Origin of the sequence: Streptomyces sp. SAI-170 (assembly GCF_049739565.1) — a bacterium.
GTDB lineage: Bacteria > Actinomycetota > Actinomycetes > Streptomycetales > Streptomycetaceae > Streptomyces.
This window is the reverse complement of record NZ_JBMGQD010000001.1, coordinates 4215870-4241473: the sequence shown is the minus strand read 5'-3', so window position 1 is coordinate 4241473 and position 25604 is coordinate 4215870. Positions and strand designations below refer to the sequence as shown.

Here is a 25604-nt window from a genome sequence, read left to right as displayed (position 1 = left end):
TTTCGACTTTCCACCCTTTTACGGATCATGCCTACCGGGACCCCTCGTGGCATGCGGGGGCGGGCATTCGGGTTCCAGCGGATGAACGGGGAGCAACAGGGCTTGTCGTCGACAATGCCACGGATTGCCCGGCCGCGCTGGGCAACACCCGCACCGGACGACGCAAGACCCACGCCGTACGACGCAGGGTGCCCGGCGTGCGAGGATCGGGGGGATCACAGGAAGACAACGGAAGGCACACCGTGGCCGAGCAGCTCTACGCCACCCTCAAGACCAACCGCGGCGACATCGTGGTCCGACTGTTCCCGAACCACGCTCCGAAGACGGTCAGGAACTTCGTCGAACTCGCGCAGGGACAGCGGGAGTGGACGAACCCCGAGACCGGTGCGAAGACGTCGGACCCGCTCTACAACGGCACGGTCTTCCACCGGGTCATCAGGGGCTTCATGATCCAGGGCGGCGACCCGCTGGGCAACGGCGTCGGCGGCCCCGGCTACGAGTTCGAGGACGAGTTCCACCCCGAGCTCTCCTTCAACAAGCCCTACCTGCTGGCCATGGCCAACGCCGGCCCGGGCACCAACGGCTCGCAGTTCTTCATCACCGTCTCCCCGACGCCGCACCTGAACCGCCGGCACACCATCTTCGGCGAGGTCACCGACGCGGCGAGCCAGAAGGTCGTCGACTCCATCGCGACCACCGACACCGCCCGCAACGACCGCCCGGTGCAGGACGTCGTCATCGAGTCGGTCGTCGTCGAGAAGCGCTGACCGGCCCCGGCGCCGACCGGCTTCGCCTGTCTTCTTCCGCCGGGAACCAATCGCCCCGCTCGTCCGTAGGGATGAGCGGGGCTTTTCGTCCACGAATCGCCTCCGCAGATGTCTACGAGGACGGGGTGACGCGCATGCAGCAGGTGCCGGACGCACAGCAGGTCCCCGTGTGCTACCGCCACCCGGACCGCGAGACCGGCGTGCGCTGCACCCGCTGCGAGCGCCCCATCTGCCCCGAGTGCATGATCAGCGCCTCGGTGGGCTTCCAGTGCCCGGAGTGCGTCCGGGGCGCCACCGACGGCAGCGGACCGGTGGCCCGCGCCACCGCGCCCCGCACCATCGCGGGCGCGACCGTCGTCGGCGACACCCGGCTGATCACCAAGATCCTGATCGGGATCAACCTCGCGGTGTTCATCGCCGTGAACCTGCGGGAATCCCTCCTGAACGATCTCGTGCTGATCGGCGCCTGGCCGCCCGCGCCCTGGACCGCGACGGAAGGTGTCGCGGAGGGCGAGTGGTACCGGCTGCTGACCTCGACGTTCACCCACCAGGAGTTCTGGCACATCGGCTTCAACCTGCTCAACCTGTGGCTGCTGGGCAGTCAGGTGGAGGCCGCGCTCGGCAGGGCCCGCTATCTCACGCTCTATCTGCTCTCCGGCCTGGCCGGCAGCACCCTCGCCTATCTGCTGACGGACCCGGCCACCGCCACGCTCGGGGCCTCCGGCGCCGTCTTCGGCCTGTTCGGTGCCTTCGCCGTGCTGCTGCGCCGCCAGAACTACGACATGCGTCCGGTGCTGGTGCTGCTGGCGATCAACCTGGTCTTCACCTTCAGCCCGGGGACCAACATCTCCTGGCAGGCCCACATCGGCGGCCTGGTGGCCGGTACGGCGATCGCGTACGCCATGGTCCACGCCCCGCGTGAGCGGCGCGCGCTGGTGCAGTACGGGGCCTGTGCGCTGGTCGCGGTCGTGCTCGTCGTCGCCACCCTGTTGAGGACGGTCCAGCTCACCTGAGCGGCCTGTTGTCCACACCCTGTCGCCAAGCTTGTGCACAGTGTGCGCGAACAACTGTGCCCCCTGCCACCGACTCGCGTTTCCGCAGGTCAGGCAGGGGGCGAACAGGTTTTCGAGTGGAGGCTCCGGCCGGTCGTTCCGTCACACCGGCGTCAACCGCCGAGGGGTTATCCACAGATCGTCTTTTCTTTTCCCCAGCATGTGGAAAGTAGCTGTGGATAACTCAGTGGATAGCCCTGGGCAGAGCTGTGTTCAGCGGCCGGACGCCGTTACTTCCACTGCGTCGAGACGCCGAATCCGGCCGCGATGAACCCGAAGCCGACGACGATGTTCCAGTTGTCGAGGCTGTCGAGCGGCAGCGATCCGTCGGTCACATAGAAGACGACGATCCAGGCGAGGCCGATGAGGAACATGGCCAGCATGACCGGCGCGACCCATGCGCGGTTGGTGAGCTTGATGGCCTGTGCCTGCTTGGCGGGCGGCGGCGTGTAGTCGGCCTTCTTGCGGATACGTGACTTCGGCACGAGGGTCTCTCCTGTCGATGCGCTGCGTGGCCGCGCAGGGAACTGGGTCGGGCTCGGGGCAGCGTACAAGGGTCCGCCGATGCGAATCTGAGTGCTCCCCCGGGCGTCCGTTAGCGTAGTGCTTCCGTGGCGCCGAAGGAGATAAGGGTACGTTGAGCAATTCTGCCGACTCTCCCCAGCCGGGATCCAGTACGGGGCCCGGGACGGCCCCCTTGGGCGGCCGCAGGGGCGGTTTCCGTCCCGTGCGAGTGCTCACGGTCGCCGTCTTCGCTCTCGCGGGCCTGCTTTTCTTCACCAGTTTCAATACGGCCAAGGGCACCAATATCCGCACGGACACGTCCTTGCTCAAGCTTTCCGACCTGATCCAGGAACGCAGCCACAAGAACGGCGAACTGGACGAGTCGAACGCGGCCCTGCGCGACCGGGTCGAATCCCTCGCCGACCGCGACGACGGCTCCACCGCGGCCGAGGACGCCAAGCTCGCCGCCCTGGAGGAGAACGCCGGCACCCAGAAGCTCAAGGGCGAGGCCATCACGGTCACCCTGAACGACGCCCCGCCGGACGCCACCGCCAAGCTGCCCGGCTACCCCGAGCCGCAGCCCGACTACCTGGTCATCCACCAGCAGGACCTCCAGGCCGTGGTGAACGCGCTGTGGCAGGGCGGCGCCGAGGGCATCAAGGTCATGGACCAGCGGCTGATCTCCACCAGCGCCGTGCGCTGCGTGGGCAACACCCTGATCCTCCAGGGCCGCGTCTACTCACCGCCGTACAAGATCACGGCTGTGGGTGACCCCGAGAAGCTCCAGAAGGCGCTCAGCGCGAGCCCCGCGATCCAGAACTACATGGTGTACGTCAATGTCTACGGTCTCGGCTGGAAAGTGGAGGAGAACGGGACGGTGACTCTGCCGGGCTACTCGGGCACAGTGGATCTGCACTACGCCAAGCCCGTGGAGTGACTCGCACGCCCCTCTGGAGCCGCCGGTGCGCGTCGTCGTCAGGACCCTCAGCGAGCTCTGCATCACCGCCGGAACCCTGATCGTGCTGTTCGTCGGCTACGTCCTCTTCTGGACCGGTGTCCAGGCCGACGACGCGATGGCCGAGCAGATCGACCGGCTCCAGGAGAGGTGGGCCCAGGAGCCGGCCCGCCCCGCCGCCGCGACTCCCCGCCCGCCGGCGCCGTACAGGAGCGGGCAGCCTTTCGCGGTGATGTACGTTCCGCGGCTCGGTTTCACGTGGAACAAGCCGGTCCTGGAGGGCACCGCCGCCGGCACTCTGAAGAAGGGCCTCGGCCACTACGCGGGCACCGCGCGGCTCGGGCAGCAGGGGAACTTCGCCGTCGCCGGGCACCGGCGCACCCACGGCGACCCCTTCAAGGACTTCCCGCGCCTGCGCCGCGGCGACGCGGTGGTGCTGACCGACGGCACGAGCTGGTTCACGTACCGGATCGACAAGGGGCCCTACCGGACCGTGCCCACCGACGTGGCGGTCGTCGACCCCGTCCCGCGCGCGTCCGGCTACGACCGCCCCGGCCGCTATCTCACCCTCACCACCTGCGACCCGGAGTGGGGCCACAGCCACCGGCTGATCGTCTGGGCGCACCTGGACGAGACCCAGCCTGTGGACGAAGGCGAACCGGAGGCGCTGCGCCGTTAATCTGGTTCGGGCGGCGTGAGCGTGGTGCCGTGGAACGGACGGAAGGGACGGCATGTACGGCTGGATCTGGCGGCATCTGCCGGGCAACGTGTGGGTGAAGGCGCTGGTCTCGCTCCTGCTGGTCCTGGCCGTGGTCTACGTCCTGTTCCAGTACGTCTTCCCGTGGGCCGAACCGCTGCTTCCCTTCAACGATGTGACGGTGGACAACCATTGAGCGCGCGCATTCTCGTCGTCGACAACTACGACAGCTTCGTCTTCAACCTGGTCCAGTACCTGTACCAGCTGGGCGCCGAGTGTGAGGTGCTGCGCAACGACGAGGTGTCGACCGCGCACGCCCAGGACGGCTTCGACGGGGTGCTGCTCTCGCCCGGCCCCGGCGCCCCCGAGCAGGCCGGCGTCTGCATCGACATGGTCCGGCACTGCGCGGACACCGGTGTCCCCGTCTTCGGCGTGTGCCTGGGCATGCAGTCGATGCAGGTGGCGTACGGCGGCGTCGTGGACCGCGCGCCCGAGCTGCTGCACGGCAAGACCTCGCCGGTGGAGCACGAGGGCAAGGGCGTCTTCGCCGGTCTGCCCTCGCCCTTCACCGCGACCCGCTACCACTCCCTGGCCGCCGAGCCCGCCACCGTCCCGGCCGAGCTGGAGGTCACCGCGCGGACGCGGGACGGCATCGTGATGGGCCTGCGCCACCGCGAACTGCCGGTGGAGGGCGTGCAGTTCCATCCCGAGTCGGTGCTGACCGAGCACGGCCACCGGATGCTGGCCAACTGGCTGGTGGAGTGCGGCGACGAGGGCGCGGTGGCGCGGTCCGCGGGGCTCGCCCCGGTGGTGGGCAGGGCCACGGCGTGACCTCGGACTGGTACGGCTCGGAGGGGTACGCGCCGGCGCAGGAGCCGTATGCGCCGTACCCGTCGCAGGAGCCGTACCAGGAGTCGTACGAGGAGTCGTACGAGGCCCCCTACGAACCTCCGCGGGACGACGAGACGGTGGCGCTGCGGGTACCGGCCGCGTCCGGCGAGTCCATACCGGGTTCTCTGGGCGCCTCGGGGACCTCCCGGGCGGGCGGAACCCCGACCGGTGGCCGTGCGGCCCGCAGAAAGGCCGCCAAGCGCCGTCACGGGCGTCACGGCGGAGGCGCGACGCCCGACGACACGCAGACGGCGGCGACGGCGGAGCCCGATCGGCCGCTCTCACGGGTGGAGGCCCGCCGGCTCGCGCGGGCCCGCAAGCCCAGCCCGGCCGTCGTCGCCAGCCGGGTGATCGGCGAACTGTTCATCACCACCGGCGTGCTGATGCTGCTGTTCGTCACCTACCAGCTGTGGTGGACGAACGTCCGCGCCCACGCGCAGGCCGGCGCCGAGGCCAGGGACCTCCAGGACGACTGGGCCAGCGGCAAGCGCAGGCCGGACGTGTTCGAGCCGGGCGAGGGCTTCGCGATCCTGCGCATCCCCGAGCTGGACGTGGTGGTGCCGATAGCGGAGGGCGTCAGCAGCAAGAAGGTGCTCGACAAGGGGATGGTCGGGCATTACGGCGAGGCGCCGCTGAAGACGGCGATGCCGGGCGCGAAGACGGGCAACTTCGGGCTGGCCGGGCACCGCAACACGCACGGGGAGCCGTTCCGGTACATCAACCGGCTCCAGCCCGGGGACGCGATCGTCGTCGAGACGCAGGACACGTACTACGTCTACAAGATGGCCTCGATCCTGCCGGTCACCTCGCCGGGGAACGTCAGCGTCCTCGATCCCGTGCCGAAGGGCTCGGGCTTCACCGGGCCGGGGCGTTACATCACCCTCACGACATGCACGCCGGAGTTCACCAGCAAGTACCGGATGATCGTCTGGGGCAAGATGGTCGAGGAACGGCCGCGCAGCAAGGGCAAGCCCGATGCGCTAGTCAGTTAAGGGCGGAAGAACAGTGGCAGCGACCACCGACGACACCGAAGAGCACACCGGCGCGGACCTGCCGGACCCCGCTCCCGATTCCGCACCGCGCCGCCGCGGCCCCGGCCGGATCGCCACCGCGATCAGCGTCTTCGGCGAGCTGCTGATCACGGCGGGCCTGGTCCTCGGCCTCTTCGTCGTCTACTCGCTGTGGTGGACCAACGTCCTCGCCGACCGCAAGGCCGACAAGGAGAGCGACAAGGTCCGCGACCACTGGGCCGAGTCCCGGCAGACCGGCCCCCGCACCCTGGACACCAAGGACGGCATCGGCTTCCTGCACGTCCCCGCCATGAGCAGCCACGAGATCCTCGTCAAGAAGGGCACCTCGACCGAGCTCCTCAACGACGGCGTCGCCGGCTACTACACCGACCCCGTCAAGGCGACCCTCCCCATGTCGGGCCGCAACGGCAACTTCACCCTCGCCGCCCACCGCGACGGCCACGGCGCCAAGTTCCACAACATCGACAAGCTCGACAAGGGCGACCCGATCGTCTTCGAGACGAAGAACCGCTGGTACGTCTACAAGGTCTACGCGACCCTCCCCGAGACCTCGAAGTACAACGTCGACGTCCTCGCCGCCGTCCCCGAGGAGTCCGGCAGGAAGAAGGCCGGCAAGTACATCACCCTCACCACCTGCACGCCGGTGTACACGTCGCGGTATCGGTACGTGGTGTGGGGGGAGCTGGTCCGGGTGGAGAAGGTGAACGACGAGCGGACTCCGCCGAAGGAACTGCGCGGCTGACCGCACGGACGGAGCCCCGGCCCCCCTTTCCAGGGGAGCCGGGGCTCCGTCATGTCCGGTGCGGCCGGGGGCTAGCCCGTCGTACCGCCGAAGACGACTGTGCCGCCGTCGCCTCCGTTGCCGTTGCCGCCGTTCTGGTTCTGGCCGAAGCTGACGGTCTTCAGGGTGATCGTCGTCCCTGCCGGGTCGTCGGTCTTCTTGTCCGGCTTCGGGTCCTGGTCGATGACGAACGCCGTGTCGCTGGCGTCGCCGTCGAACTGGATGTTCGTGAAGCCCGCGGCGTTCAGGATCTGCTTGGCCTCGGCGACCGTGCGGTTGCGGACCTCGGGGACCTGGACCTCGGTCTTCTTCTTCTCACCGATGTTGATCGTCACTGTGGAACCCGGGAGGACCTCTTCCCCGCGTCCCGGCGTGGTGTTGATGACCTTGCCGACCTGGCTGTCGTCCTCGGTCGGCACGTTGGTGCAGGTGCCGGTGAGGTTGTTGGCCTGGAGCTGGGCGAGGGCCGCGTTGCAGTCCTGGCCGGTGAGGTCGGGGACCGTCTCCTTGGCCTCTTCCTTGGCGACCGTCAGGGTGATGGTGGAGCCCTTCTCGACCTCTTCGCCGAGACCGGGGTCCTGCTCGAGGACCGTGTCCGGGTCCTCCGTGGACGACTCCTCGTACGTCACCTTGACGGTGAAGTTGTACTCGTCGCCCTCCAGCTCGGCCTTCGCCTCGTCCAGGCTGTCGCCGGTCACGTTCGGCACCGCCACCTTGGGCGCGCCCGTCGACAGGACGAGGTTGACGGTCGACTCCTTGTCGACCGTGGCGTTCGGCTTCTGGTCCTGTTCGCAGACCTTGCCCTTGGCCATCTCCTCGCACGGCTTGGGATCGAAGGCCACCACGAGGCTGACGTTGTCGGCCTGTTCCCGGGCCTGCTTCTCGGTGAGCCCGACGAAGTTGGGCACCTTGGCGGTGCTGTTGCCGACTCCGTCCCCGCTGAAGATCCACTTCCCGATCAGGATCGCGCCCACCAGGACCAGGACGGCCGCGAGGACGAGGAGGATCGTGGAGGTGTTGGACTTCTTCTGGCGGCGCCGGTCGGGGCGGTCGTCGTAGCCGAAGCCGCCGTCGTCCGGGTTCATGGGCGGCAGCATCGAGGTGGCGCCGGCGTCCGTGGAGCGCAGGGCCGTGGTCGGCTGCTCGTCGGGGTAGCCGCCGTAGCCGACCGCGCCCATCGCGGCCGTCGCGGCGACGGGCTGGCCGTCGAGGCAGGCCTCGATGTCGGCGCGCATCTCGTCGGCCGACTGGTAGCGGTAGTTGGGGTCCTTGGTCAGGGCCTTCAGCACGATCGCGTCCATCTCGGGCGTGATCTCAGGGTCGAAGACCGACGGCGGCTGGGCCTCCTCGCGGACGTGCTGGTACGCCACCGCGACCGGGGAGTCGCCCACGAAGGGCGGTCGGACGGTCAGCAGCTCGTACAGCAGGCAGCCCGTGGAGTAGAGGTCCGAGCGCGCGTCGACCTGCTCGCCCTTGGCCTGCTCCGGGGAGAGGTACTGGGCGGTGCCGATGACGGCGGACGTCTGGGTCATCGTCATGCCGGAGTCGCCCATGGCGCGGGCGATGCCGAAGTCCATCACCTTGACCTGGCCGTTGCGCGTCAGCATGACGTTCGCGGGCTTGATGTCACGGTGGACGATGCCACTGCGGTGCGAGTACTCCAGGGCCTGGAGGATCCCGATGGTCATCTCCAGGGAGCGCTCCGGCAGCAGCTTGCGGCCGCTGTGCAGCAGCTCACGCAGCGTGGAGCCGTCGACGTACTCCATGACGATGTACGGGATCGAGACCCCGTCGATGTAGTCCTCGCCCGTGTCGTAGACCGCCACGATCGCGGGATGGTTGAGCGAGGCGGCCGACTGGGCCTCCCGGCGGAACCGGGCCTGGAAGGACGGGTCGCGCGCGAGGTCCGCGCGCAGCGTCTTCACCGCCACGGTGCGGCCGAGGCGGGTGTCATGCGCGAGGTATACCTCCGCCATGCCACCACGGCCGAGCACCTGGCCCAGCTCGTACCGGCCGCCGAGGCGACGCGGCTCTTCCATAGCTACCTACCAGCCCTCTCCGTCGGTCCCGACCCGCACATCCGTGCGGGTGGAGGCTGCCGTCCGGGCCCTACCGTACCCGGCTCTCCTTGTGCGACCTGGCCAAGCCCGTCACCCGATACAGGACCGGTATCGCAACGTGCGCCGATGTGAAGGGGACGTGATCGGGGTCACTTCTTGCTGTCGAGGACGGCCTTCATCACATCCCGCGCGATGGGGCCGGCCAGACCGCCACCGGTGATGTCGTCGCGGTTCGCGGCGCCGTCCTCGACGACCACGGCCACGGCGACCGGTGCGCTGCCGTCGCTGAGCTTGGCGTAGGACACGAACCAGGCGTACGGCTTCTCGCTGTTGTTCAGGCCGTGCTGGGCCGTACCGGTCTTGCCGCCGACCGTGGCGCCCTCGATCTTCGCCTTGCCGCCGGTGCCCTGCGGGTCGTTGACCACCGTCTCCATCATTTCCTGGAGCTTCTGGGCGGTCTCGCCCGAGACGGCCTGGGACAGCTCCTCGGGCTCGGTCGTCTCGATGGTGTCGAGGTTGGCGGCCTTGAGCTGGTCGACCATGTACGGCTTCATCAGCTTGCCGTCGTTGGCGATCGCCGCGACGACCATGGCCATCTGCAGCGGGGTGGCCCGGTTGGAGGCCTGACCGATGCCGTCCATGGCGTTCTGCGGCGCGTTGTCCTCGGGGTAGACGCTCTCCGAGGCGCGGACGGGGGTGTCCAGCTCCTTGTTGTTGTAGCCGAACTTCTCCGCCTGCTCGATCATGCCCTCGTTGCCGACGGAGTCGGCGAGCTTCGCGAAGACCGTGTTGCAGGAGACCATCAGCGCGTACCGCAGGCTGGCGTTCTTGCACTCGCCGTGCTGGTTGGTCAGGTCGGTCGTGGTCTGCGGCAGCTGGTACGGGTCCGGCGTCTTGGTCTTCTCGTCGATGCCGGAGACGACGCCGTGCTCCAGGGCCGCCGCCGCGGTGACCACCTTGAAGGTGGAGCCAGGCGGGTAGGTCTCGCGCAGCGCGCGGTTCAGCATCGGGTCGTCGGGGTTGTTGTCCTTCTGGACGGCCTTCCACGCCTCGGCGTCGTCGTCGGAGGTGCCGGCGAACTTCGACGGGTCGTACGACGGCGTGGAGACCAGCGCGAGGATCTTGCCGGTGGACGGCTCGATCGCGGCGACGGCGCCCTTCTTGTCGCCGAGTCCCTCGAAGGCGGCCTTCTGCGCGGCCGCGTTGAGGGTGGTGACGACGCTGCCGCCCTCCTTCTCCTTGCCCGTGAGCATGTCGAGGGTGTTGCGGAAGAACAGCCGGTCGTCGGTGCCGGTGAGGATGCCGTCCTGGAGCTTCTCCAGCTGGTTGGCGCCGAACGCCTGCGAGGAGTAGCCGGTGACCGGCGCCCACATGGGGCCGTTGACCCAGGTCCGCTTGTACTTGTAGTCGCCGGACTTGCTCTCCACCGAGCCGGTGATGGGCTTGCCGTCGACGATGATGTTGCCGCGCGGGGTCGCGTAGCGCGCGATGTTGACGCGGCGGTTCTCGCTGTCGGTGGCCAGGTCGTCCGCCTTGACGTACTGCAGCCAGTTGTCGCGGATCAGCAGGGTCAGGATGAGCAGCCCGCAGAAGATCGCGATGCGTCGCAGGGGCTTGTTCACGGTCGGACCACCTGGGTCATCTCGGCGTCGGGGTTGGGGGCGGGGGACGGCGCCGGGCGGCGCGCGGTGTCGCTGATCCTGAGCAGGATGCCGATCAGCGCCCAGTTGGCGATGACGGAGGAACCGCCGTACGCCAGGAAGGGCATCGTCATACCGGTCAGCGGGATCAGGCCCATGACGCCACCGGCGACGACGAACACCTGAAGGGCGAAGGCACCGGACAGACCGATGGCGAGCAGCTTGCCGAAGGGGTCGCGGGCGGCGAGGGCGGTGCGCACGCCGCGCTCGGCGATGAGTGCGTAGATCAGCAGGATCGCCATCAGGCCGGCCAGGCCCAGCTCCTCGCCGAAGGTGGCGAGGATGAAGTCGGAGTTGGCGGCGAAGCGGATCAGCTCGGAGTGGCCCTGGCCCCAGCCGGAGCCGAGGGTGCCGCCGGAGCCGAACGCCCACAGCGCCTGCATGGCCTGCTCGGAGTGGCCGCCGACGCCCTGGCGGGAGAGCGTGTACTCGCGCATCGGGTCGAGCCAGGCGTCCACACGCTGCTGGATGTGCGGCTCGAAGCTCGCCACGCCGACCGCGCCGACCGCGGACATCAGCAGACCGAAGACGATCCAGCTGGTCCGCTCCGTGGCGACGTACAGCATGATGACGAACATTCCGAAGAACAGCAGCGACGTACCGAGGTCGGTCTCGAACACCAGGATGAGGATCGAGATGCCCCAGACGACCAGGATCGGACCGAGGTCGCGGCCGCGCGGCAGGTACAGGCCCATGAAGCGGCGGCTGGCGAGCGCGAGCGCGTCCCGCTTCACCATCAGGTAGCCGGCGAAGAACACCGCGAGGACGATCTTCGCGAACTCACCGGGCTGGATGGAGAAACCGGCGACGGAGATCCAGATCTTGGCGCCGTAGATGTTCTGGCCGAGGCCCGGCACCAGCGGCAGCAGCAGCAGGAACAGCGCGCCGACCATGGAGATGTAGGTGTAGCGCTGCAGGACGCGGTGGTCCTTGAGGAAGATCAGCACCACGATGAACAGCGCGATGCCCATCGCCGTGTACAGCAGCTGGCGCGGCGCGGCGGTGCCGGCCTGCCCGATGGACTGCAGCAGCTTCGACTGGTCCAGGCGCCAGATCGCCACCAGCCCGAGTCCGTTGAGCAGCGTGGCCAGCGGCAGCAGCAGGGGGTCGGCGTACGGCGCGAACCTGCGGACGACGAGATGGCCGACACCGGCCAGCAGGCCGAGGCCGAGACCGTAGGCCAGCAGGCCGGACGGCACCTCGTCGTTGATGGCCAGGCCGACGTTGGCGTAGGCGAAGACCGGGATGACGACGGCGAAGACGAGCAGCGCCAGCTCGGTGTTGCGCCTGCTGGGCGCGCCGATGGCGCCGATCGTGGACGTGTGGTGCGTCGACGTGTTGGTAGTACTGCTCATCGTGTGACGGGGCCTCTCACGGCTCGCCTACTGCTTACCGCACAGCGAGACGACCTTCTGCTCTTCCTCCGACAGACTCGGGCCGGGGCTGGGAGTGGCGGTCGGGGTCGGGGACTTGGACGCGTTCGGGGATGTCGGTGCCGACGGGGTGGGTGTCGGCGATGCCTTGGACGTCAGCGAGGTACGGGTGGTTCCCGTGGTGCCGCCGGCCTCGCCCTCGCCCGTCTTCGCGTTCTGCTCGCTCTCGGCGGCGCGCCGCTCGGCCTGCTTGCGGCATGCGGAGGCCTGGACGGCCAGTTCGTCGATCTTCGCCTGGGCGTTCTTCAGCCCGCCCTCGGCGATCGTCGCCTTGACCGCCTTCTGCTGGTACGGCGGCAGGTACTTGAGTTCGATCTCGGGGTGGTCCTTCTCGACCTTCGACAGCGACACCCAGGCCAGGTCCTGGCTGATGCCGCGGTAGAGGGCGACGTGCTCGTCGTTGGTGCCGACGTAGTACTGGGTCTGCGTCCAGCGGTAGCCGCCGTAGAGGCCCGCGCCGACGACGGCGAGCGCGAGGCCGCCGTACAGCGAGCGCTTGAGCCACTTGCGGCCGGAGCGCTCCTTGACGAAGTCCTCGTCGCTGTAGCCGCCGAAGCCGTCGGTGGGGACGAAGCCGGTGACGTCACCGGAGCCGGGCGGGCCGAACTCGCCGCCGCCGCCGTGCGCTTGCGGTCTGCGGCCGAGGCCGGAGGCGCGGCCGGCCGGGGTCTGCATGATGCCGTTGTCGCTGAGCTGGTTCTGGTTCTCGGCGACCGCGCCGACCACGACGGGCGCGTCGGACAGCTGCCCGGCGAGGGTGTCCCCGGTGTCCAGGTCCAGGACGTCGGCGACGATGACGGTGATGTTGTCGGGGCCGCCGCCGCGCAGCGCGAGCTGGATCAGCTCGTGCACGGTCTCCTGCGGGCCCTGGTAGCTGGCGAGGGTGTCCTCCAGGGTCTGGTGGGACACCACGCCGGACAGGCCGTCGGAGCAGATGAGGTAGCGGTCACCGGCCCGGACCTCGCGGATCGACAGGTCGGGTTCGACATGGTCACCGCTGCCGAGGGCGCGCATCAGCAGGGAGCGCTGCGGGTGGGTGGTGGCCTCTTCCTCGGTGATGCGGCCCTCGTCGACGAGGCGCTGCACCCAGGTGTGGTCCTGCGTGATCTGGGTGAGGACGCCGTCGCGCAGCAGGTAGGCGCGCGAGTCGCCGACGTGCACGAGGCCCAGGCGCTGGCCGGTCCACAGCAGGGCGGTGAGCGTGGTGCCCATGCCCTCGAGCTGGGGGTCGTCCTCGACCATGGAGCGCAGCTGGTCGTTGGCGCGCTGCACGGCGGTGCCGAGGGAGGTGAGCACGTCGGAGCCGGGGATGTCCTCGTCGAGGGCGACGATGGTGGAGATGGCCTCGGAGGAGGCGACCTCGCCGGCGGCGGCGCCGCCCATGCCGTCGGCGATGGCGAGCAGGCGCGGTCCGGCGTAACCGGAGTCCTCGTTGCCCTCGCGGATCATGCCCTTGTGCGATCCGGCGGCGAAGCGCAGTGACAGACTCATGCCCACCTCGCCCGTCGGCTCCGCATGCAGCCGGTCGTGTCGAGCCACACTGCCCACCCTCCGGTCGGGAGCGCGCCGGGGCCCGGGGTGCCGGCCGCCGCTGCGTGCTCGCTCCGCTCGCGCTCATTCATGATGTAGCACTACTTCCGCAGCTCGATGACGGTCTTGCCGATGCGGATCGGCGCACCCAGCGGAATCGGTGTGGGGGTCGTCAGCCGGGCGCGGTCGAGGTAGGTGCCGTTCGTGGAGCTCAGGTCCTCGACGATCCACTGGCCGTCGCGGTCCGGGTAGATCCTGGCATGCCGGCTGGAGGCGTAGTCGTCGTCCAGCACGATCGTGCTGTCGTGCGCACGGCCCAGGGTGATGGTCTGCCCCTGGAGCGCGACCGTGGTGCCCGTGAGTGTGCCTTCGGTCACCACCAGCTTCGTGGGGGCGTTTCGGCGCCCGCGGCCGGCGGGCGCGGGCTGCTGGCGCTGCTGGGGCGGCGCCTGGCGCGCGGCCTGCTGTGGCCGCCCGGCGTCGCGTCGCGACCCGCGCTGTGTGACGCGCGTGCCGAACAGATCGCTGCGGATGACCTGCACGGCCACGATCACGAACAGCCACAGTACGGCCAGGAAACCCAGCCGCATGACCGTGAGGGTCAGCTCTGACATTGCCCCCGGATCACCCTTCGGCTTGCCTATAGATAACGGTGGTGCTGCCCACGACGATCCGCGAGCCGTCGCGGAGCGTAGCGCGGGTGGTGTGCTGCCCGTCCACCACGATGCCGTTGGTGGAGCCGAGATCCTGGATCGTCGAGGGCGTTCCGGTCCGGATCTCGCAGTGCCGTCGGCTCACGCCGGGGTCGTCGATCCGCACGTCGGCTTCGGTGCTGCGACCCAGCACGAGCGTGGCGCGGGAGATCTGATGGCGGGTGCCGTTGATCTCGATCCAGTAGCGGGTGCGGCCGCCGGCCGCGGGTCCGCCGGGTGCGGCGCCGGGCCGCTGGCCGCCCGCGGGCTGCGGGTAGCCGTATCCGCCGGGCTGCCGGCCGGCCGCGGGCTGCGGATAGCCGTAGCCGCCGGGGCGTGCGCCGGGCGGCGGGGCCGACGGCATGGGCGGGGCACCGGCGGGCGGTGCTCCGGGTGCGGCGCCGGGCGGCGGGTAGCCGTAGGCGGCAGGTCCGGCCGCGGGGCCGGGGGCCTGGGCCTGGCTGGAGGAGGAGGCGAGGGTACGGCTGCGCACCCGGTACAGACCGGTGTCGAGGTCGTCGGCCTTCTCCAGATGGACCTTGATGGGGCCCATGAAGGTGTAGCGCTGCTGCTTGGCGTAGTCGCGGACCATGCCGGCGAGTTCGTCGCCGAGCTGCCCGGAGTAGGGGCTGAGCCGCTCGTGGTCGGGTGTGCTCAGCTCCACGATGAAGTCATTGGGTACGACGGTCCGGTCGCGGTTCCAGATGGTCGCGTTGTTGTCGCACTCGCGCTGGAGCGCGCCGGCGATCTCCACCGGCTGGACCTCGGACTTGAAGACCTTGGCGAAGGTGCCGTTGACCAGACCTTCGAGACGCTGCTCGAAACGCTTCAGGACTCCCATGGGGCACCTCCTCCGTCGCTGTCGTCCTGCGTACTGCTGTTTCTTACCCGGCTGCTTCTTACTTGGTACTGCTTACTGATCGTATCCACGCGCTGCTGGATCGGCTGGTTCCCCCTGGTGAACCGGCTGATCGGTGTCGACGGGTGCCGACGGCTGCCTCCAGGTCGCCGCGCGGCTGCCGACTGGTTGCCGACGCCTGCGACAGTTCCCCCCGCGGAGCTCCTTCGAACTCCGCTCGGGCCCCCTGCTGCCATGGATCGTAGAGGCGGCCTTGGACCAGTGTCCCGCACGCGGCTGTGCTCGCGGTCCGGCTCCTGGGAGGACGGGGAGGACCGGTACAGGGTTGATACGTGCCACCGGGAGCGGCGCCCCCGCGCTCCCGTCGGTCACCCCCCGGCGGGAAGGGATGTGAATCCACCCCGGCCACCGTGCTAATGTTCTGCGTGTCGGAAGGCGCCGGGCCGAAAGGAACGGAGCCCGAGGACACACCCAATGCGCGGGTGGCGGAATAGGCAGACGCGCTGGATTCAGGTTCCAGTGCCCGCAAGGGCGTGGGGGTTCAACTCCCCCCTCGCGCACCAGTCGGAAGGGCCGGCATCGTGAAAACGATGCCGGCCCTTCCGCTTTGTGTTCTCTCTCACGGCGGTCGGTTCGCCTCTACGGCGGTGGCGGCGCGGGTCTCCCCGCACCGCTCCAGCCTCTGTGAGGAAGGTCTCAGGGACGCAGCAGCAGGGAGACCAGGCTGTCGACGTGCTCCTCGACGGGCGGCCAGGGGAAGTACGTCAGGCTGTGCAGGGTGACGGCGCCGTGCAGGGCCGTCCACAGGTGGATGGCGACGCGCTCCCCGTCGGCCTCCCCCACGGCCGCTGACACCGCGTCGCACAGCAGCGCGAAGGCGCCCTCGCCGATGGCCTGGCGTTCCCGGCGGCTCTCGTCGTCGCCCTCGGCGGAGTTCGCCGTCTCGGACAGCGGCGTGAACATGACCCGGTAGTTGCCCGGATGGGTCAGGCCGTAGGAGACGTAGGCCCGGCTCATGGCCCGCACCCGGGACCGCGCGTCGTCCCCGGCGGTGCCGGCCGCCTCGGACAGCGCCTCGGTGAACTGCTGGAAGCGGCGCTGCTTGACCGCGGTGATCAGTTCCGCGATGTCGTCGAAGTGCAGGTAGATCGAGGTGGCCGCGACGCCGACCTCGCGGGCCACGGAGCGCAGCGACAGGGTGTTCACGTCGCCGGTCTCGGCGAGCATGCGGCTCGCCGCCTCGACGATCTCGGTGCGCAGCTGGCCTCCCTGCCCGCGCCGTGCGGGCCTGCGGCGCCGGGGGGTCTGCCCGGTCTCCTCAGGCGCCTGCTGCTCACCGGTGGTCTCGCGTTCCTGCGTGGTCGTGGCGGTGGTGCGCTGCCCGGATGCCATGGCTCCCGGCCTCCTCTTGTCGTCCTGTGATGTCCCGGATCCAGTTTAGTGAACAGTCTTAGCTTGACAGGTGTAGCGCTATGGGCGTACACCTTTGTCGTATAGGCTACACCTGTTGCGTAAACGAGAGGAGCCCGTCGTGGCACCCACTGCCACCGTCGGCAGGTCTCATCGGGGCTGGACACTCGCCCTGGTCTGCACCGCCGTCTTCGTCCTGCTCATGAACGTCACGATCGTCGCCGTGGCGCTGACGAGCATTCAGGACGCCATGGACGCGAGCCTGTCCGACCTGACCTGGGTGGTGAACGCGTACACCCTCCCGCTGGCCGGGCTGGTGCTCACCGCGGCGACCCTGGGCGACCGGATCGGGCGCAAGAAGGTCTTCCAGGTCGGCATGGCGGTCTTCACGCTCGGCTCGATCGGCTGCGCCCTGGCGCAGAACACCCTGAGCCTGGACGTGGCCCGCGCGGTCCAGGGCATCGGCGGCACGCTGCTGTTCGCCATGACGCTGCCGCTGATCGGCGCCGCGTTCCCCGAGCCGCGTGCCCGGGCCGGTGCCATCGGTGCCTACGGCGCCTCCATCGCCGCGGCCACGGCGGTCGGCCCGCTGCTCGGCGGTGTCCTCGTCGACGGACCCGGCTGGCGCTGGATCTTCCTGGTCACCGTGCCGGTGACGGCCGTCGCCTTCGTGCTCGGCTTCCGCTACCTGACCGAGTCGCGCGCCGAGAACGCGCGCGCCATGGACTGGCCGGGCACCGTGCTGCTCGTCGGCGGACTGGTCCTGCTCCTGTTCGGCCTCATCCAGGGCAACAGCGACGGCTGGGGCTCCACCCGCATCCTGACCTGCTTCAGCGTGGGTGCCGCCCTGCTCGTCGGCTTCGTGATCCGGCAGGCCACCGCCGCCAGCCCCATGCTGGAGCTGCGCCTGTTCCGCAACCGCCAGTTCGTCGGCATCATCCTCGCCTCCTTCGGCGTGGAGGCCGCGCTCGTCTCCAGCCTCAACTACCTGGCCGTCTATGTGCAGAACGGGCTCGGCTACGACGCCGTCGACGCGGGCCTGCGCTTCCTGCCGCTCACCCTCGCCGCCTTCGTCGCCGCGCCGCTGGCCGCCAAGGTCGCGCACAAGCTGCCCGACCGCTGGCTGATCGCCATCGCCATGGTGCTGGTGGCCGCCGGTGCCTGGCTGATGACCGGTGTGGACGGCAGCACCACCTGGACGCACCTCGTGCCCGGCTTCGTCATCGGCGGCATCGGCCTCGGTGTGATCAGCTCCTCCGCCTCGGCCGCCTCGCTCAACGCGGTCAAGCCGAGTGACGCCGGTATGGCGACGGGCGCGGTCAACACCTTCCGCCGCCTGGGCACGGCCGTGGGTGTCGCGGTGCTGGGCGCGGTGTTCGAGCACCAGGTCGTCAACGACGCCAAGGACCGGCTCGCGGCCAGCCCCGAGATGAAGGAGCACGCCGCCGAGATCACCGAGGCGCTGCGCGCCGGAGCCGGCGCGAAGATCGCCGAGGCGGCGCCGCCGCAGGGCCGCGGGGCCCTCAAGGAGCTGGCCGAGGCCGCCACGGCGGCGGGCGTCGACCAGATGCTGATGGCCGGCACGGTGCTGGCCGCGGGCCTGGCCGCGCTGGTCCTGGTCCTGATGGCGGGCCGCTCCAAGGCCCCGGGCCGACCGGGCCCGACGGGCCCCGGAGCCCATGCCGCACCCGCCCACCCGGCCGTCGGTGCCGCGGCCACGATGTCCTCCGCGCGGGGGGACGAGGCGACTGTCTCGCATCGTTGACGCCGGCACTGGGGCCGGGACCGGGGAACGTCCCAGGCCCTCAGGCCATCCGGAGAAGGGGGGTGCGATGGGAAGGCCGCTGAAGTACGGAGCCCGGTTCGTCGCCGACGCCGTCGCGATGGTCCAGGAGTCGGGTCAGCCGATCGCCACCGTGGCTCGCCGGCTCGGCATCAACCCCGAGACCCTGCGGACCTGGGTCCGCAAGGCGGAGGGCGCCGACGGGAGCGAGGAGCCGTGCCCGGCCGGCCCGTGGGCCGAGGAGCTCGCGGCGGACGAGCGGCTGGAACTGCTCCGGCTGCGGACCGAGCTGGCTCTGTTGAAAGAAGAAAGGAATGCCATCCTGCACGCGGCAGCCCACTACTTCGCGATGAGGGTGGCCGCCTGCGGAGGGGAGGAATAAGAACAGGGGAATTCTTTGGCAAACAGCCGAAAGCCGTCGCCGTAAGGGTGACGGCTGGCGGCATTGGCGACGCCGTCTTTGAGATTTACTTGAGGATCGACATAGCTCCAGCTCAGGCCGGGTTTTCTGGTCAAACGATCTCCATTGATTGGTAAATTTTTGGGCTCACCAATGAATGAACTTGCGTAGATACTGGCCGTGGCCAAAGATGTTTGGTGGGTGGGCGTGCTCGGAGATTGTTGAAATCTATCCAATGGCTTTTCGGCGCCCCACCCGGCACACGTTGGCGGTATCCCGGGCGCGACCACCGTCGCACCGGGGTGCATGGGGGAAAGGCCAGTGGTGGTACTTGTCGAACGTGACGCTGTGGCAGCAGGACTGCGGGAGGTCTTTACAGGAGCGGCAGCCGGAAGAGGCGGCGTCGCCGTCGTCCAGTCGGGACCGGGGCTGGGCAAGACGGAGGTGCTGCACGCCTTCGCGCGCTGGGCGGAGGAGGAGCACGGCGCGGCCGTCCTCGCGGCGGTGTGCTCGCCCGACGAGCGCGACGTTCCGCTGTCCGCGATCGCTCAACTCCTCTCCAGTGCACCTGAGTCGATGAGCGAACTGCACGACGTCGCCGACGAGGTGGCCGAGGGCCGGCTCGACGCCGCCGGTGCGCGGCTGATGAACAACGCGCTGCTCGGCGGCGACCGGCCCGTCGTCATGGTCGTGGACGACGTCCATCTGGCGGACGAGGTCTCCTTGCGGCGGCTCGGCCGCTTCATCCACCGCGCGCGGTCCGCGCCGGTGGCGATCGTGGTCAGTGTCTGCGACGGGTTCGAAGGGCCGTTCAGCCAGTTCCTCACCGAACTGCTGCGCCAGCCCTCCTTCCGGCGGTTCACCCTGACCACCCTCTCGGCGGACGGGGTCGCCGAGCTGCTCGCCGAGCGCTTCGCGGGCGTCGGCCGGGAGCAGGCCCTCGCCTGGCGCGCCATGACCGGCGGCAACCCGCTGCTGATCAGGGCGCTGCTGGAGGACGTACAGGAGCAGGAGGAGGGGCAGCCGACACCGGCCCCGAGCCTGCCCGCGCCGCGCACCTTCCCGCAGGCACTGACCAGCCTGCTGCGGCGCATGCCCGCACTGGCCCGGGAGGTCGCCGTGACCAGCGCGCTCCTGGACTGCTTCGGGGGCGCCGAGCACCTCGTGGAGGTGCTGGGGCTCGACGAACGCAGCGTGTGGCAGGCCGTCAGCTCTCTGGAGGCGGCCGGCATCGCCTGTGGCGGAACGATCCGGCACTCGATGCTGTCCCGGCTGCTGCTCGACTCGCTGGACCGGCCGCAGCGGGCCGCACTGCACCGCAGGGCCGCCGATGTGCTCGCCTCGCTGAACGCGCCCGCGCAGGTCACCGCCGCCCATCTGCTGGAGGCCGAGGAGCCGGCCGACGTCTGGGCGATCCCGGTGCTGCGCGAGGCGGCGGACACACCGCGCTCCGAGGGCCGGTTCCTCGACGCCGCCCGGCTGCTCGAACTCGCCATGGACTCCACGCCCTTCGAGGAGGAGCGGGCCGAGATCCTCATGGAACTCATCGGCTGCGAGTGGAACCTCGACCCGGCCATGGCCGGCCGCCGGCTGCCCGACGCCGTCGCCGCCTACCACGACGGCCATCTGCTGGGCGAGGGACTGGACTTCCTCGTCCGCCACATGCTGTGGCAGGGCGACGAACACGAGGTCGTCGCCATCTGCGCCGCACTGCCCGAGGAGCGGCGGCGCGAGCTGCTGGAACGGCTCGGCCCCTGGCTGGCCGTGACCTGGCCCGGCATCCTGGAACGCATCCCCGGCCACGCCGAACCCGCCACCCAGGACCGGCTGCCCCACGCCCTCGGGCTGGAGGCGCGGGGAGCGGCACTGCTGCGCGACATGCTCGCGGGCGGACCAGCCCACGAGGCCATCGCCTTCGCGGAGTCCTGCCTGCTCGGCGCGGCCGAGGGCCGCGCGTTCGCGCCCGCCGTCATCACCGCCCTCGACGTCCTGATCTACGCCGACCGGCTCGACCGCGCGGCCCTGCACTGCGCTTCCCTGCGCGCCGACGCCCAGGCACACGGGCAGCGCACGCGCGCCGCCCTGCTCACGGCGATGAGCGCGGAGATCGCGCTGCGCCAGGGCGCACTGGAGAGCGCCGCCGACCTGGCCGCCGAGGCCCTGAAGGAACTCCCGGCCAAGGCGTGGGGGCCGGCGGTCGGGCTGCCGCTGTCCGTGCTGATCACCGCGCAGACCCTGACGGGACGGCTCAGCCAGGCCGCCGAGGCGCTCAACCACCCCGTCCCGGCCGGCATCATGCGCACCCGGTGGGCGGTGCACTATCTCTACGCGCGTGGCCGCTACCACCGTGCCATGGGCGCCCAGCGGGCCGCCACGGACGACTTCCGCACCTGCGGCGAGCTGCTGCGGTCCTGGAAGATGGACCTGCCCGCCGTGGTCCCCTGGCGCACCGAGGTCGCCGAACTGCTGTGGGAGACCGAGGAGTCCGACCAGGCACGCGGACTCGCCGAGGAACAACTGCGCGCCTGCCCCACACAGAGCCGGCGGGCCAGGGGCATCTCGCTGCGGGCCCTCGCCGCGACCAGCGCCCCGCGCTCGCGCCTGCGACTGCTCAACGAGGCGGTCGAGGACCTGGAGAAGGGCGGCGATCAGCTCGAACTCGCCCGCGCACTCGACCTGTTGAGCAAGGCGTACTTCGACCTCGGAATGACCCGGCCCGCGCGGGCCAGCGCCCAGCGCGCGAGCGGGGTGGCCCGTCGCATCAGCTACCAGCTCGGCTCGGCCCGGACCGGGGAACACGGCGCCGTGACGCACTTCCCCGCCCAGCGCGAACCCGTCCACGAGAGCCTCGACGCGGCCGCCGACGAACTCACCGAGGCGGAACAGCGTGTTGCGGTCCTGGCCGCGAAGGGCTATACCAACAGGCAGATATCCCAGAAATTGTTCGTCACCGTCAGCACGGTGGAGCAGCACCTCACCCGCATTTACCGGAAGCTCCAGGTGAACCGCCGGAGCGACCTCGGCGACTTCCTTCCCCTGATTTCCCCCGCGGAAGCCGTATAACCCCCAAGGAAAACATTCGGAAAGTGTGCTCGAATTCCTTTTCCTAGGGGCCGTTAGGGGGTTAATAGGGGTTAATTGTGGCCCCCTGTGCCACATATCTTCGAACCTGTGGAACGGCCCCGAGTCGGCCCGGAACGAGCGTAGGAGGCCCCCGTCCGCGCAGCGTTCCGGGCCGGCTCGTCGGCCGACGAGGCCCCAGCGGGCCTGTGCTGACAGACCCGCTGCGACACAGGGGAAAAGAATTGACGACGACCCCCGAGCACCAGTATGCGCTGACCTTGTCCTGCCCCGATTCCCCCGGAATCGTGCACGCCGTGACCGGCTATCTGCTCGGCATCGGCGGTGACATCCTCGACAGCCAGCAGTACGGCGACCGGCAGAGCGGAATCTTCTTCCTGCGTGTCCATTTCGCGCTCGGCCGGCCGATGACCCCACAGGAACTCGGCGCGGAATTCTCCGACACCGCCGCGCGGTTCTCCATGACCTGGCAGTTCCACGACATGGCCGCGCCCACCCGGGTCCTGGTGATGGTCAGCAAGTACGGCCACTGCCTCAACGACCTCCTCTTCCGGGCCGCCACCGGCGCGCTGCCCGTGCAGATCGCCGGCGTGGTGTCCAACTGCCGCGACTTCGAGGAACTGGCCGGCGCCCACGGCATCCCCTTCCACCACATCCCGGTCACCCCCGAGACCAAGCCGGAGGCCGAACGCCGGCTGCTGGATCTGGTGGCCGAGGAACGCATCGAACTCGTGGTCCTCGCCCGCTACATGCAGATCCTGTCGGCCGACGTCTGCAAGCGGCTCGACGGCCGGATCATCAACATCCACCACTCCTTCCTGCCCAGCTTCAAGGGCGCCCGGCCCTACCACCAGGCGCACACCCGGGGCGTGAAGCTGATCGGCGCCACCGCCCACTACGTCACCGCCGACCTGGACGAGGGCCCGATCATCGAGCAGGACGTGGTCCGGGTCCGGCACGACGCCGACCCGCGCCACCTCGTCGCACTCGGCCGCGACATCGAGAACACCACGCTGGCCCGGGCCGTCGCCTGGCACGCCGAACACCGGGTGCTCCTCAACGGCACCCGCACCGTGGTCTTTTCCTGACCCTCCCCCACTCGCACATCTCCCAGACCAACCCTCCCGCACGAAGAAGAAGGCGAAGGAGTCCCATGGTGAACCGTCCGACCGACCTCGGTTTTCCGCAGGAGGACCAGGGTGAGACCGCCGTCGCGGTCGTCGGCATGTCGTGCCGGTTCCCCGGAGCGCAGTCCCCGGACGCCTTCTGGCAGCTGCTGACCACGGGCACCAGCGCCGTCCGGGAAGTCCCCGAGGACCGCTGGAACGCGGCCGAGCACTACTCGGAGAACCCCGACGAGCCCGCCCGGACGATCTCCCGCTGGGGCGGCTTCCTCGACGGCATCGACCGCTTCGACGCCCGCTTCTTCGGCATCTCCCCCCGCGAAGCCACCGCCATGGACCCCCAGCAGCGCCTCATGCTGGAGCTCGCCTGGGAGGCCCTGGAGGACGCCGCGTTCCTCCCGCACGACCTGCGGGGCACCAGGACCGGCGTCTTCGTCGGCGCCATCGCCGACGACTACGCGGCCCTCATGAACCGGCTCGGCGCCGCCCGCATCGGAGTGCACACCGTGACCGGCCTGCACCGCAGCGGCATCGCCAACCGCATCTCCCACCACCTGCGGCTGTCCGGCCCCAGCCTCGTCGTCGACTCCGGCCAGTCCTCCTCCCTCGTCGCCGTCCAGCGCGCCTGCGACAGCCTCCGCGACGGCGAGACCTCGCTGGCCGTCGCCGGCGGTGTCAGCCTCATGGTCGGCCCCGAGAGCACCGTCGCCACCTCCAAGTTCGGCGCCCTCTCGCCCGACGGCCGCTGCCACACCTTCGACGCCCGCGCCAACGGCTACGTACGCGGCGAGGGCGGCGGCGTCGTCGTCCTCAAGCGCCTCGCCGACGCGCGCGCCGACGGCGACCGTGTCTACTGCGTGATCCGCGGCGGCGCGGTCAACAACGGCAGCGGGGACGGCTTCACGGTGCCCAGCGCGGACGCCCAGCGCGAGGTCATCGCCCTCGCCTGCGAACGGGCCGGCGTGGCCCCCGCCGACATCGGCTACGTCGAACTCCACGGCACCGGCACCCGCCTCGGCGACCCCGTCGAGGCCGCGGCCCTCGGCGCCGTCATCGGGCAGCACCGCCGACCGGGAGACCCCCTCGTCGTCGGCTCCGCCAAGACCAACGTGGGCCACCTGGAGGGCGCGGCCGGCATCGTCGGCCTCATCAAGACCGCCCTGTCCCTGCGCCACGGCCACATACCGGCCAGCCTCAACTACGAGACGCCCAACCCGGCCATCCCGCTGGACACCCTCAACCTGCGCGTCCAGACCACGCTGACGCCGTGGCCCGCCACGGCCGGGCGCCGCCTCGCGGGCGTGTCCTCCTTCGGGATGGGCGGCACCAACGCCCATCTGGTGCTGGAGGAGGCCGAGACCGAGACCGTGGAGGTGGCTGAACCCGTCGCAGGTCTTGTGCCCTGGGTGATCTCTGCCCGGAGTGCCCAGGCTCTGGTGGGCCAGGCCGAGAAGCTGGCCGCGTTCGCCGCCGGGACCGACACCGGGATCGGGGAGATCGGCGCGGCTCTGCTGGGGCAGCGGACGCTGTTCGATCACCGGGCGGTCGTCCTTGGTGAGAGCCGGGAGGAACTCGTCGCCGGGTTGTCGTCTGTGGTCGGCGACCGGGTCACGCCGGGTGACGTCGGTGTGCTGTTCACGGGGCAGGGGGCTCAGCGGCTGGGGATGGGGCGCGAGCTGTACGACGCCTTCCCCGTGTTTGCCGAGGCTTTCGACGCGGTTGCTGGTGAGTTGGAGCTTCCGCTGCGGGAGGTGGTGTGGGGTGAGGACCCGGAGCGGCTGAATCAGACGGCTTTCACGCAGCCTGCGCTGTTCGCTGTTGAGGTGGCGCTGTTCCGGCTCGCCGAGCACTTCGGGGTCAAGCCGTCGGTGGTGGGCGGTCACTCGGTCGGTGAGATCGCTGCCGCGCATGTCGCCGGGGTCTTCTCCCTGGCAGATGCTGCCAGGCTGATCGCCGCTCGTGGCCGTCTGATGCAGGCCCTGCCTGCGGGTGGGGCGATGGTCGCGCTTCAGGCGACCGAGGACGAGGTACGTCCGCTGCTGACGGACGGGGTCGGTATCGCCGCAGTCAACGGCCCCCGCTCGGTGGTGATCTCCGGCGTGGAGGCCGAAGTCCTGGCCGTGCAGGCCCACTTCGCCGACCGTAAGACGACCCGTCTCAAGGTCAGCCACGCCTTCCACTCGCCGCTGATGGAGCCGATGCTGGACGACTTCCGCAAGGTCGCGGCGTCCATCACATACGAGCAGCCGACCATCCCGGTCGTCTCCAACGTCACCGGCCGCCTCGCCGAGCCGGGCCTGCTCCAGGACCCCGAGTACTGGGTCCGCCACGTCCGCGAAGCGGTCCGGTTCGCAGACGGCGTCGACGCCATGCGGGCCGAAGGAGCGAGCACTCTCCTCGAGCTCGGCCCCGACGGCATCCTGACCGCCCTCGCCCGCGAGACCCTCGCGGGCGACGACACCGTCACCGCGATCGCCACGCAGCGCCGGGACCGGCCCGAGGCCCGGACCTTCCTCAAGGGGCTGGGCAGCGCCTACGCACGGGGCGTTCACGTCGACTGGTCGCTGCTCCTCCCGGCCGAGGTGCGCCACGTCGAGCTGCCCACGTACGCCTTCCAGCGCGAGCGCTACTGGCCGACCGGTGTCCCGGTCGCGGCCCCGGCCGCGGTGGAGGTGGCCGAGGAGCCCGTGGCCGAGGAGCCCGTGGCCGAGGAAGGGAGTGCCTGGGTCAGGGAGTTGGCCGGGGCGCCGGAGGCGCGGCGGGCGGACCTGGCGCTGCGGCTCGTCCGCGAGCTGACGGCGCTGGTGCTGGAGTACCCGTCCGTCGCGGACGTCGACACCTCGCTGTCGTTCAA

Annotated in this window: 20 protein-coding genes, 1 tRNA gene and 1 pseudogene (1 of these 22 only partly in view); 14 read left to right on the top strand and 8 right to left on the bottom strand. The window is 70.0% G+C overall.

Going from position 1 to position 25604, the window contains the following annotated elements; translation table 11 throughout:
- The first annotated feature begins 242 nt into the window (after nt 1–242).
- Both RKD23_RS18875 and RKD23_RS18870 read left to right on the top strand, forming a co-directional pair.
- Complete coding sequence (locus tag RKD23_RS18875) at nt 243–767, top strand: peptidylprolyl isomerase (protein ID WP_424854732.1); 525 nt, start codon at nt 243–245, stop codon at nt 765–767.
- A 134-nt stretch (nt 768–901) separates the two neighbouring features.
- Complete coding sequence (locus RKD23_RS18870; RefSeq protein WP_424854731.1) at nt 902–1780, top strand: rhomboid family intramembrane serine protease; 879 nt, start codon at nt 902–904, stop codon at nt 1778–1780.
- Nucleotides 1781–2049: 269 nt separating this feature from the next.
- Here RKD23_RS18870 and crgA read toward each other — a convergent pair whose 3' ends face one another.
- The gene (gene crgA / locus RKD23_RS18865; protein WP_404037034.1) at nt 2050–2304 is read right to left on the bottom strand and encodes a cell division protein CrgA; all 255 of its coding nucleotides are present in this window, start codon (nt 2302–2304) and stop codon (nt 2050–2052) included.
- 152 nt (nt 2305–2456) lie between these two features.
- Here crgA and RKD23_RS18860 point away from each other — a divergent pair, with 152 nt between their 5' ends.
- From RKD23_RS18860 to RKD23_RS18835, 6 genes and pseudogenes are all read left to right on the top strand, one after another.
- The gene (locus RKD23_RS18860) at nt 2457–3260 is read left to right on the top strand and encodes a DUF881 domain-containing protein (RefSeq protein ID WP_424854730.1); all 804 of its coding nucleotides are present in this window, start codon (nt 2457–2459) and stop codon (nt 3258–3260) included.
- Between the two features lie 25 nt (nt 3261–3285).
- On the top strand, nt 3286–3957 hold the full coding sequence (locus RKD23_RS18855) for a class E sortase (RefSeq protein WP_424854729.1): 672 nt from the start codon (nt 3286–3288) through the stop codon (nt 3955–3957).
- 15 nt (nt 3958–3972) lie between these two features.
- A pseudogene (locus RKD23_RS18850) lies at nt 3973–4171 on the top strand (hypothetical protein).
- Nucleotides 4168–4806 carry an aminodeoxychorismate/anthranilate synthase component II gene (locus RKD23_RS18845; protein ID WP_404037042.1) on the top strand — a complete coding sequence of 213 codons (639 nt, stop codon included), beginning with the start codon at nt 4168–4170 and terminating at the stop codon, nt 4804–4806. Before RKD23_RS18850 ends, RKD23_RS18845 begins: the two are co-directional and overlap by 4 nt.
- Nucleotides 4725–5858, top strand: a complete 1134-nt coding sequence (locus tag RKD23_RS18840; RefSeq protein WP_424858278.1) for a class E sortase — start codon at nt 4725–4727, stop codon at nt 5856–5858. The genes RKD23_RS18845 and RKD23_RS18840 overlap by 82 nt, the downstream gene beginning before the upstream one ends.
- A 13-nt stretch (nt 5859–5871) precedes the next feature.
- The gene (locus tag RKD23_RS18835; protein ID WP_424854728.1) at nt 5872–6639 is read left to right on the top strand and encodes a class E sortase; all 768 of its coding nucleotides are present in this window, start codon (nt 5872–5874) and stop codon (nt 6637–6639) included.
- Nucleotides 6640–6710: 71 nt separating this feature from the next.
- Here the strand turns inward: RKD23_RS18835 and pknB are convergent, their stop codons facing one another.
- The 6 genes from pknB to RKD23_RS18805 form a co-directional block, all read right to left on the bottom strand.
- Nucleotides 6711–8717, bottom strand: coding sequence for a Stk1 family PASTA domain-containing Ser/Thr kinase (gene pknB / locus RKD23_RS18830; RefSeq protein WP_424854727.1), 2007 nt, complete (start codon nt 8715–8717; stop codon nt 6711–6713).
- Between the two features lie 170 nt (nt 8718–8887).
- Nucleotides 8888–10360 (bottom strand): peptidoglycan D,D-transpeptidase FtsI family protein, encoded by a 1473-nt coding sequence (locus RKD23_RS18825; protein WP_424854726.1) that lies wholly within the window; start codon nt 10358–10360, stop codon nt 8888–8890.
- On the bottom strand, nt 10357–11793 hold the full coding sequence (locus RKD23_RS18820) for an FtsW/RodA/SpoVE family cell cycle protein (RefSeq protein ID WP_424854725.1): 1437 nt from the start codon (nt 11791–11793) through the stop codon (nt 10357–10359). The genes RKD23_RS18825 and RKD23_RS18820 overlap by 4 nt, the downstream gene beginning before the upstream one ends.
- A gap of 27 nt (nt 11794–11820) precedes the next feature.
- Entirely contained in the window at nt 11821–13362 is a 1542-nt protein-coding gene (locus tag RKD23_RS18815) for a Stp1/IreP family PP2C-type Ser/Thr phosphatase (protein WP_424854724.1), read from the bottom strand.
- Between the two features lie 140 nt (nt 13363–13502).
- Entirely contained in the window at nt 13503–14015 is a 513-nt protein-coding gene (locus RKD23_RS18810) for an FHA domain-containing protein FhaB/FipA (RefSeq protein WP_404037060.1), read from the bottom strand.
- A 10-nt stretch (nt 14016–14025) separates the two neighbouring features.
- On the bottom strand, nt 14026–14934 hold the full coding sequence (locus tag RKD23_RS18805; RefSeq protein WP_424854723.1) for an FhaA domain-containing protein: 909 nt from the start codon (nt 14932–14934) through the stop codon (nt 14026–14028).
- 494 nt (nt 14935–15428) lie between these two features.
- Here RKD23_RS18805 and RKD23_RS18800 point away from each other — a divergent pair.
- Nucleotides 15429–15515: transfer RNA gene (locus tag RKD23_RS18800), tRNA-Leu, on the top strand.
- Nucleotides 15516–15648: 133 nt separating this feature from the next.
- On the opposite strand, the gene RKD23_RS18795 is transcribed toward RKD23_RS18800, so the two are convergent.
- A complete protein-coding gene (locus RKD23_RS18795; RefSeq protein WP_424854722.1) occupies nt 15649–16344 on the bottom strand; it encodes a TetR/AcrR family transcriptional regulator in 696 nt (231 codons plus the stop codon).
- Nucleotides 16345–16483: 139 nt separating this feature from the next.
- Here RKD23_RS18795 and RKD23_RS18790 point away from each other — a divergent pair, with 139 nt between their 5' ends.
- The 5 genes from RKD23_RS18790 to RKD23_RS18770 all read left to right on the top strand — a co-directional run.
- Entirely contained in the window at nt 16484–18127 is a 1644-nt protein-coding gene (locus tag RKD23_RS18790) for an MFS transporter (RefSeq protein WP_424854721.1), read from the top strand.
- 67 nt (nt 18128–18194) lie between these two features.
- Nucleotides 18195–18527 carry a transposase gene (locus RKD23_RS18785; protein ID WP_424854720.1) on the top strand — a complete coding sequence of 111 codons (333 nt, stop codon included), beginning with the start codon at nt 18195–18197 and terminating at the stop codon, nt 18525–18527.
- A 324-nt stretch (nt 18528–18851) separates the two neighbouring features.
- Nucleotides 18852–21608: an AAA family ATPase gene (locus tag RKD23_RS18780; protein WP_424854719.1), complete on the top strand. Its 2757-nt coding sequence runs from the start codon at nt 18852–18854 to the stop codon at nt 21606–21608.
- A 242-nt stretch (nt 21609–21850) separates the two neighbouring features.
- Nucleotides 21851–22714, top strand: a complete 864-nt coding sequence (gene purU, locus RKD23_RS18775) for a formyltetrahydrofolate deformylase (RefSeq protein ID WP_424854718.1) — start codon at nt 21851–21853, stop codon at nt 22712–22714.
- A 65-nt stretch (nt 22715–22779) separates the two neighbouring features.
- Nucleotides 22780–25604: the 5' end (the start) of an SDR family NAD(P)-dependent oxidoreductase gene (locus tag RKD23_RS18770; protein ID WP_424854717.1), read on the top strand. It continues 5665 nt past the right edge of the window; only the first 2825 of its 8490 coding nucleotides appear in the window; it begins with the start codon at nt 22780–22782; its stop codon lies off the right edge, out of view.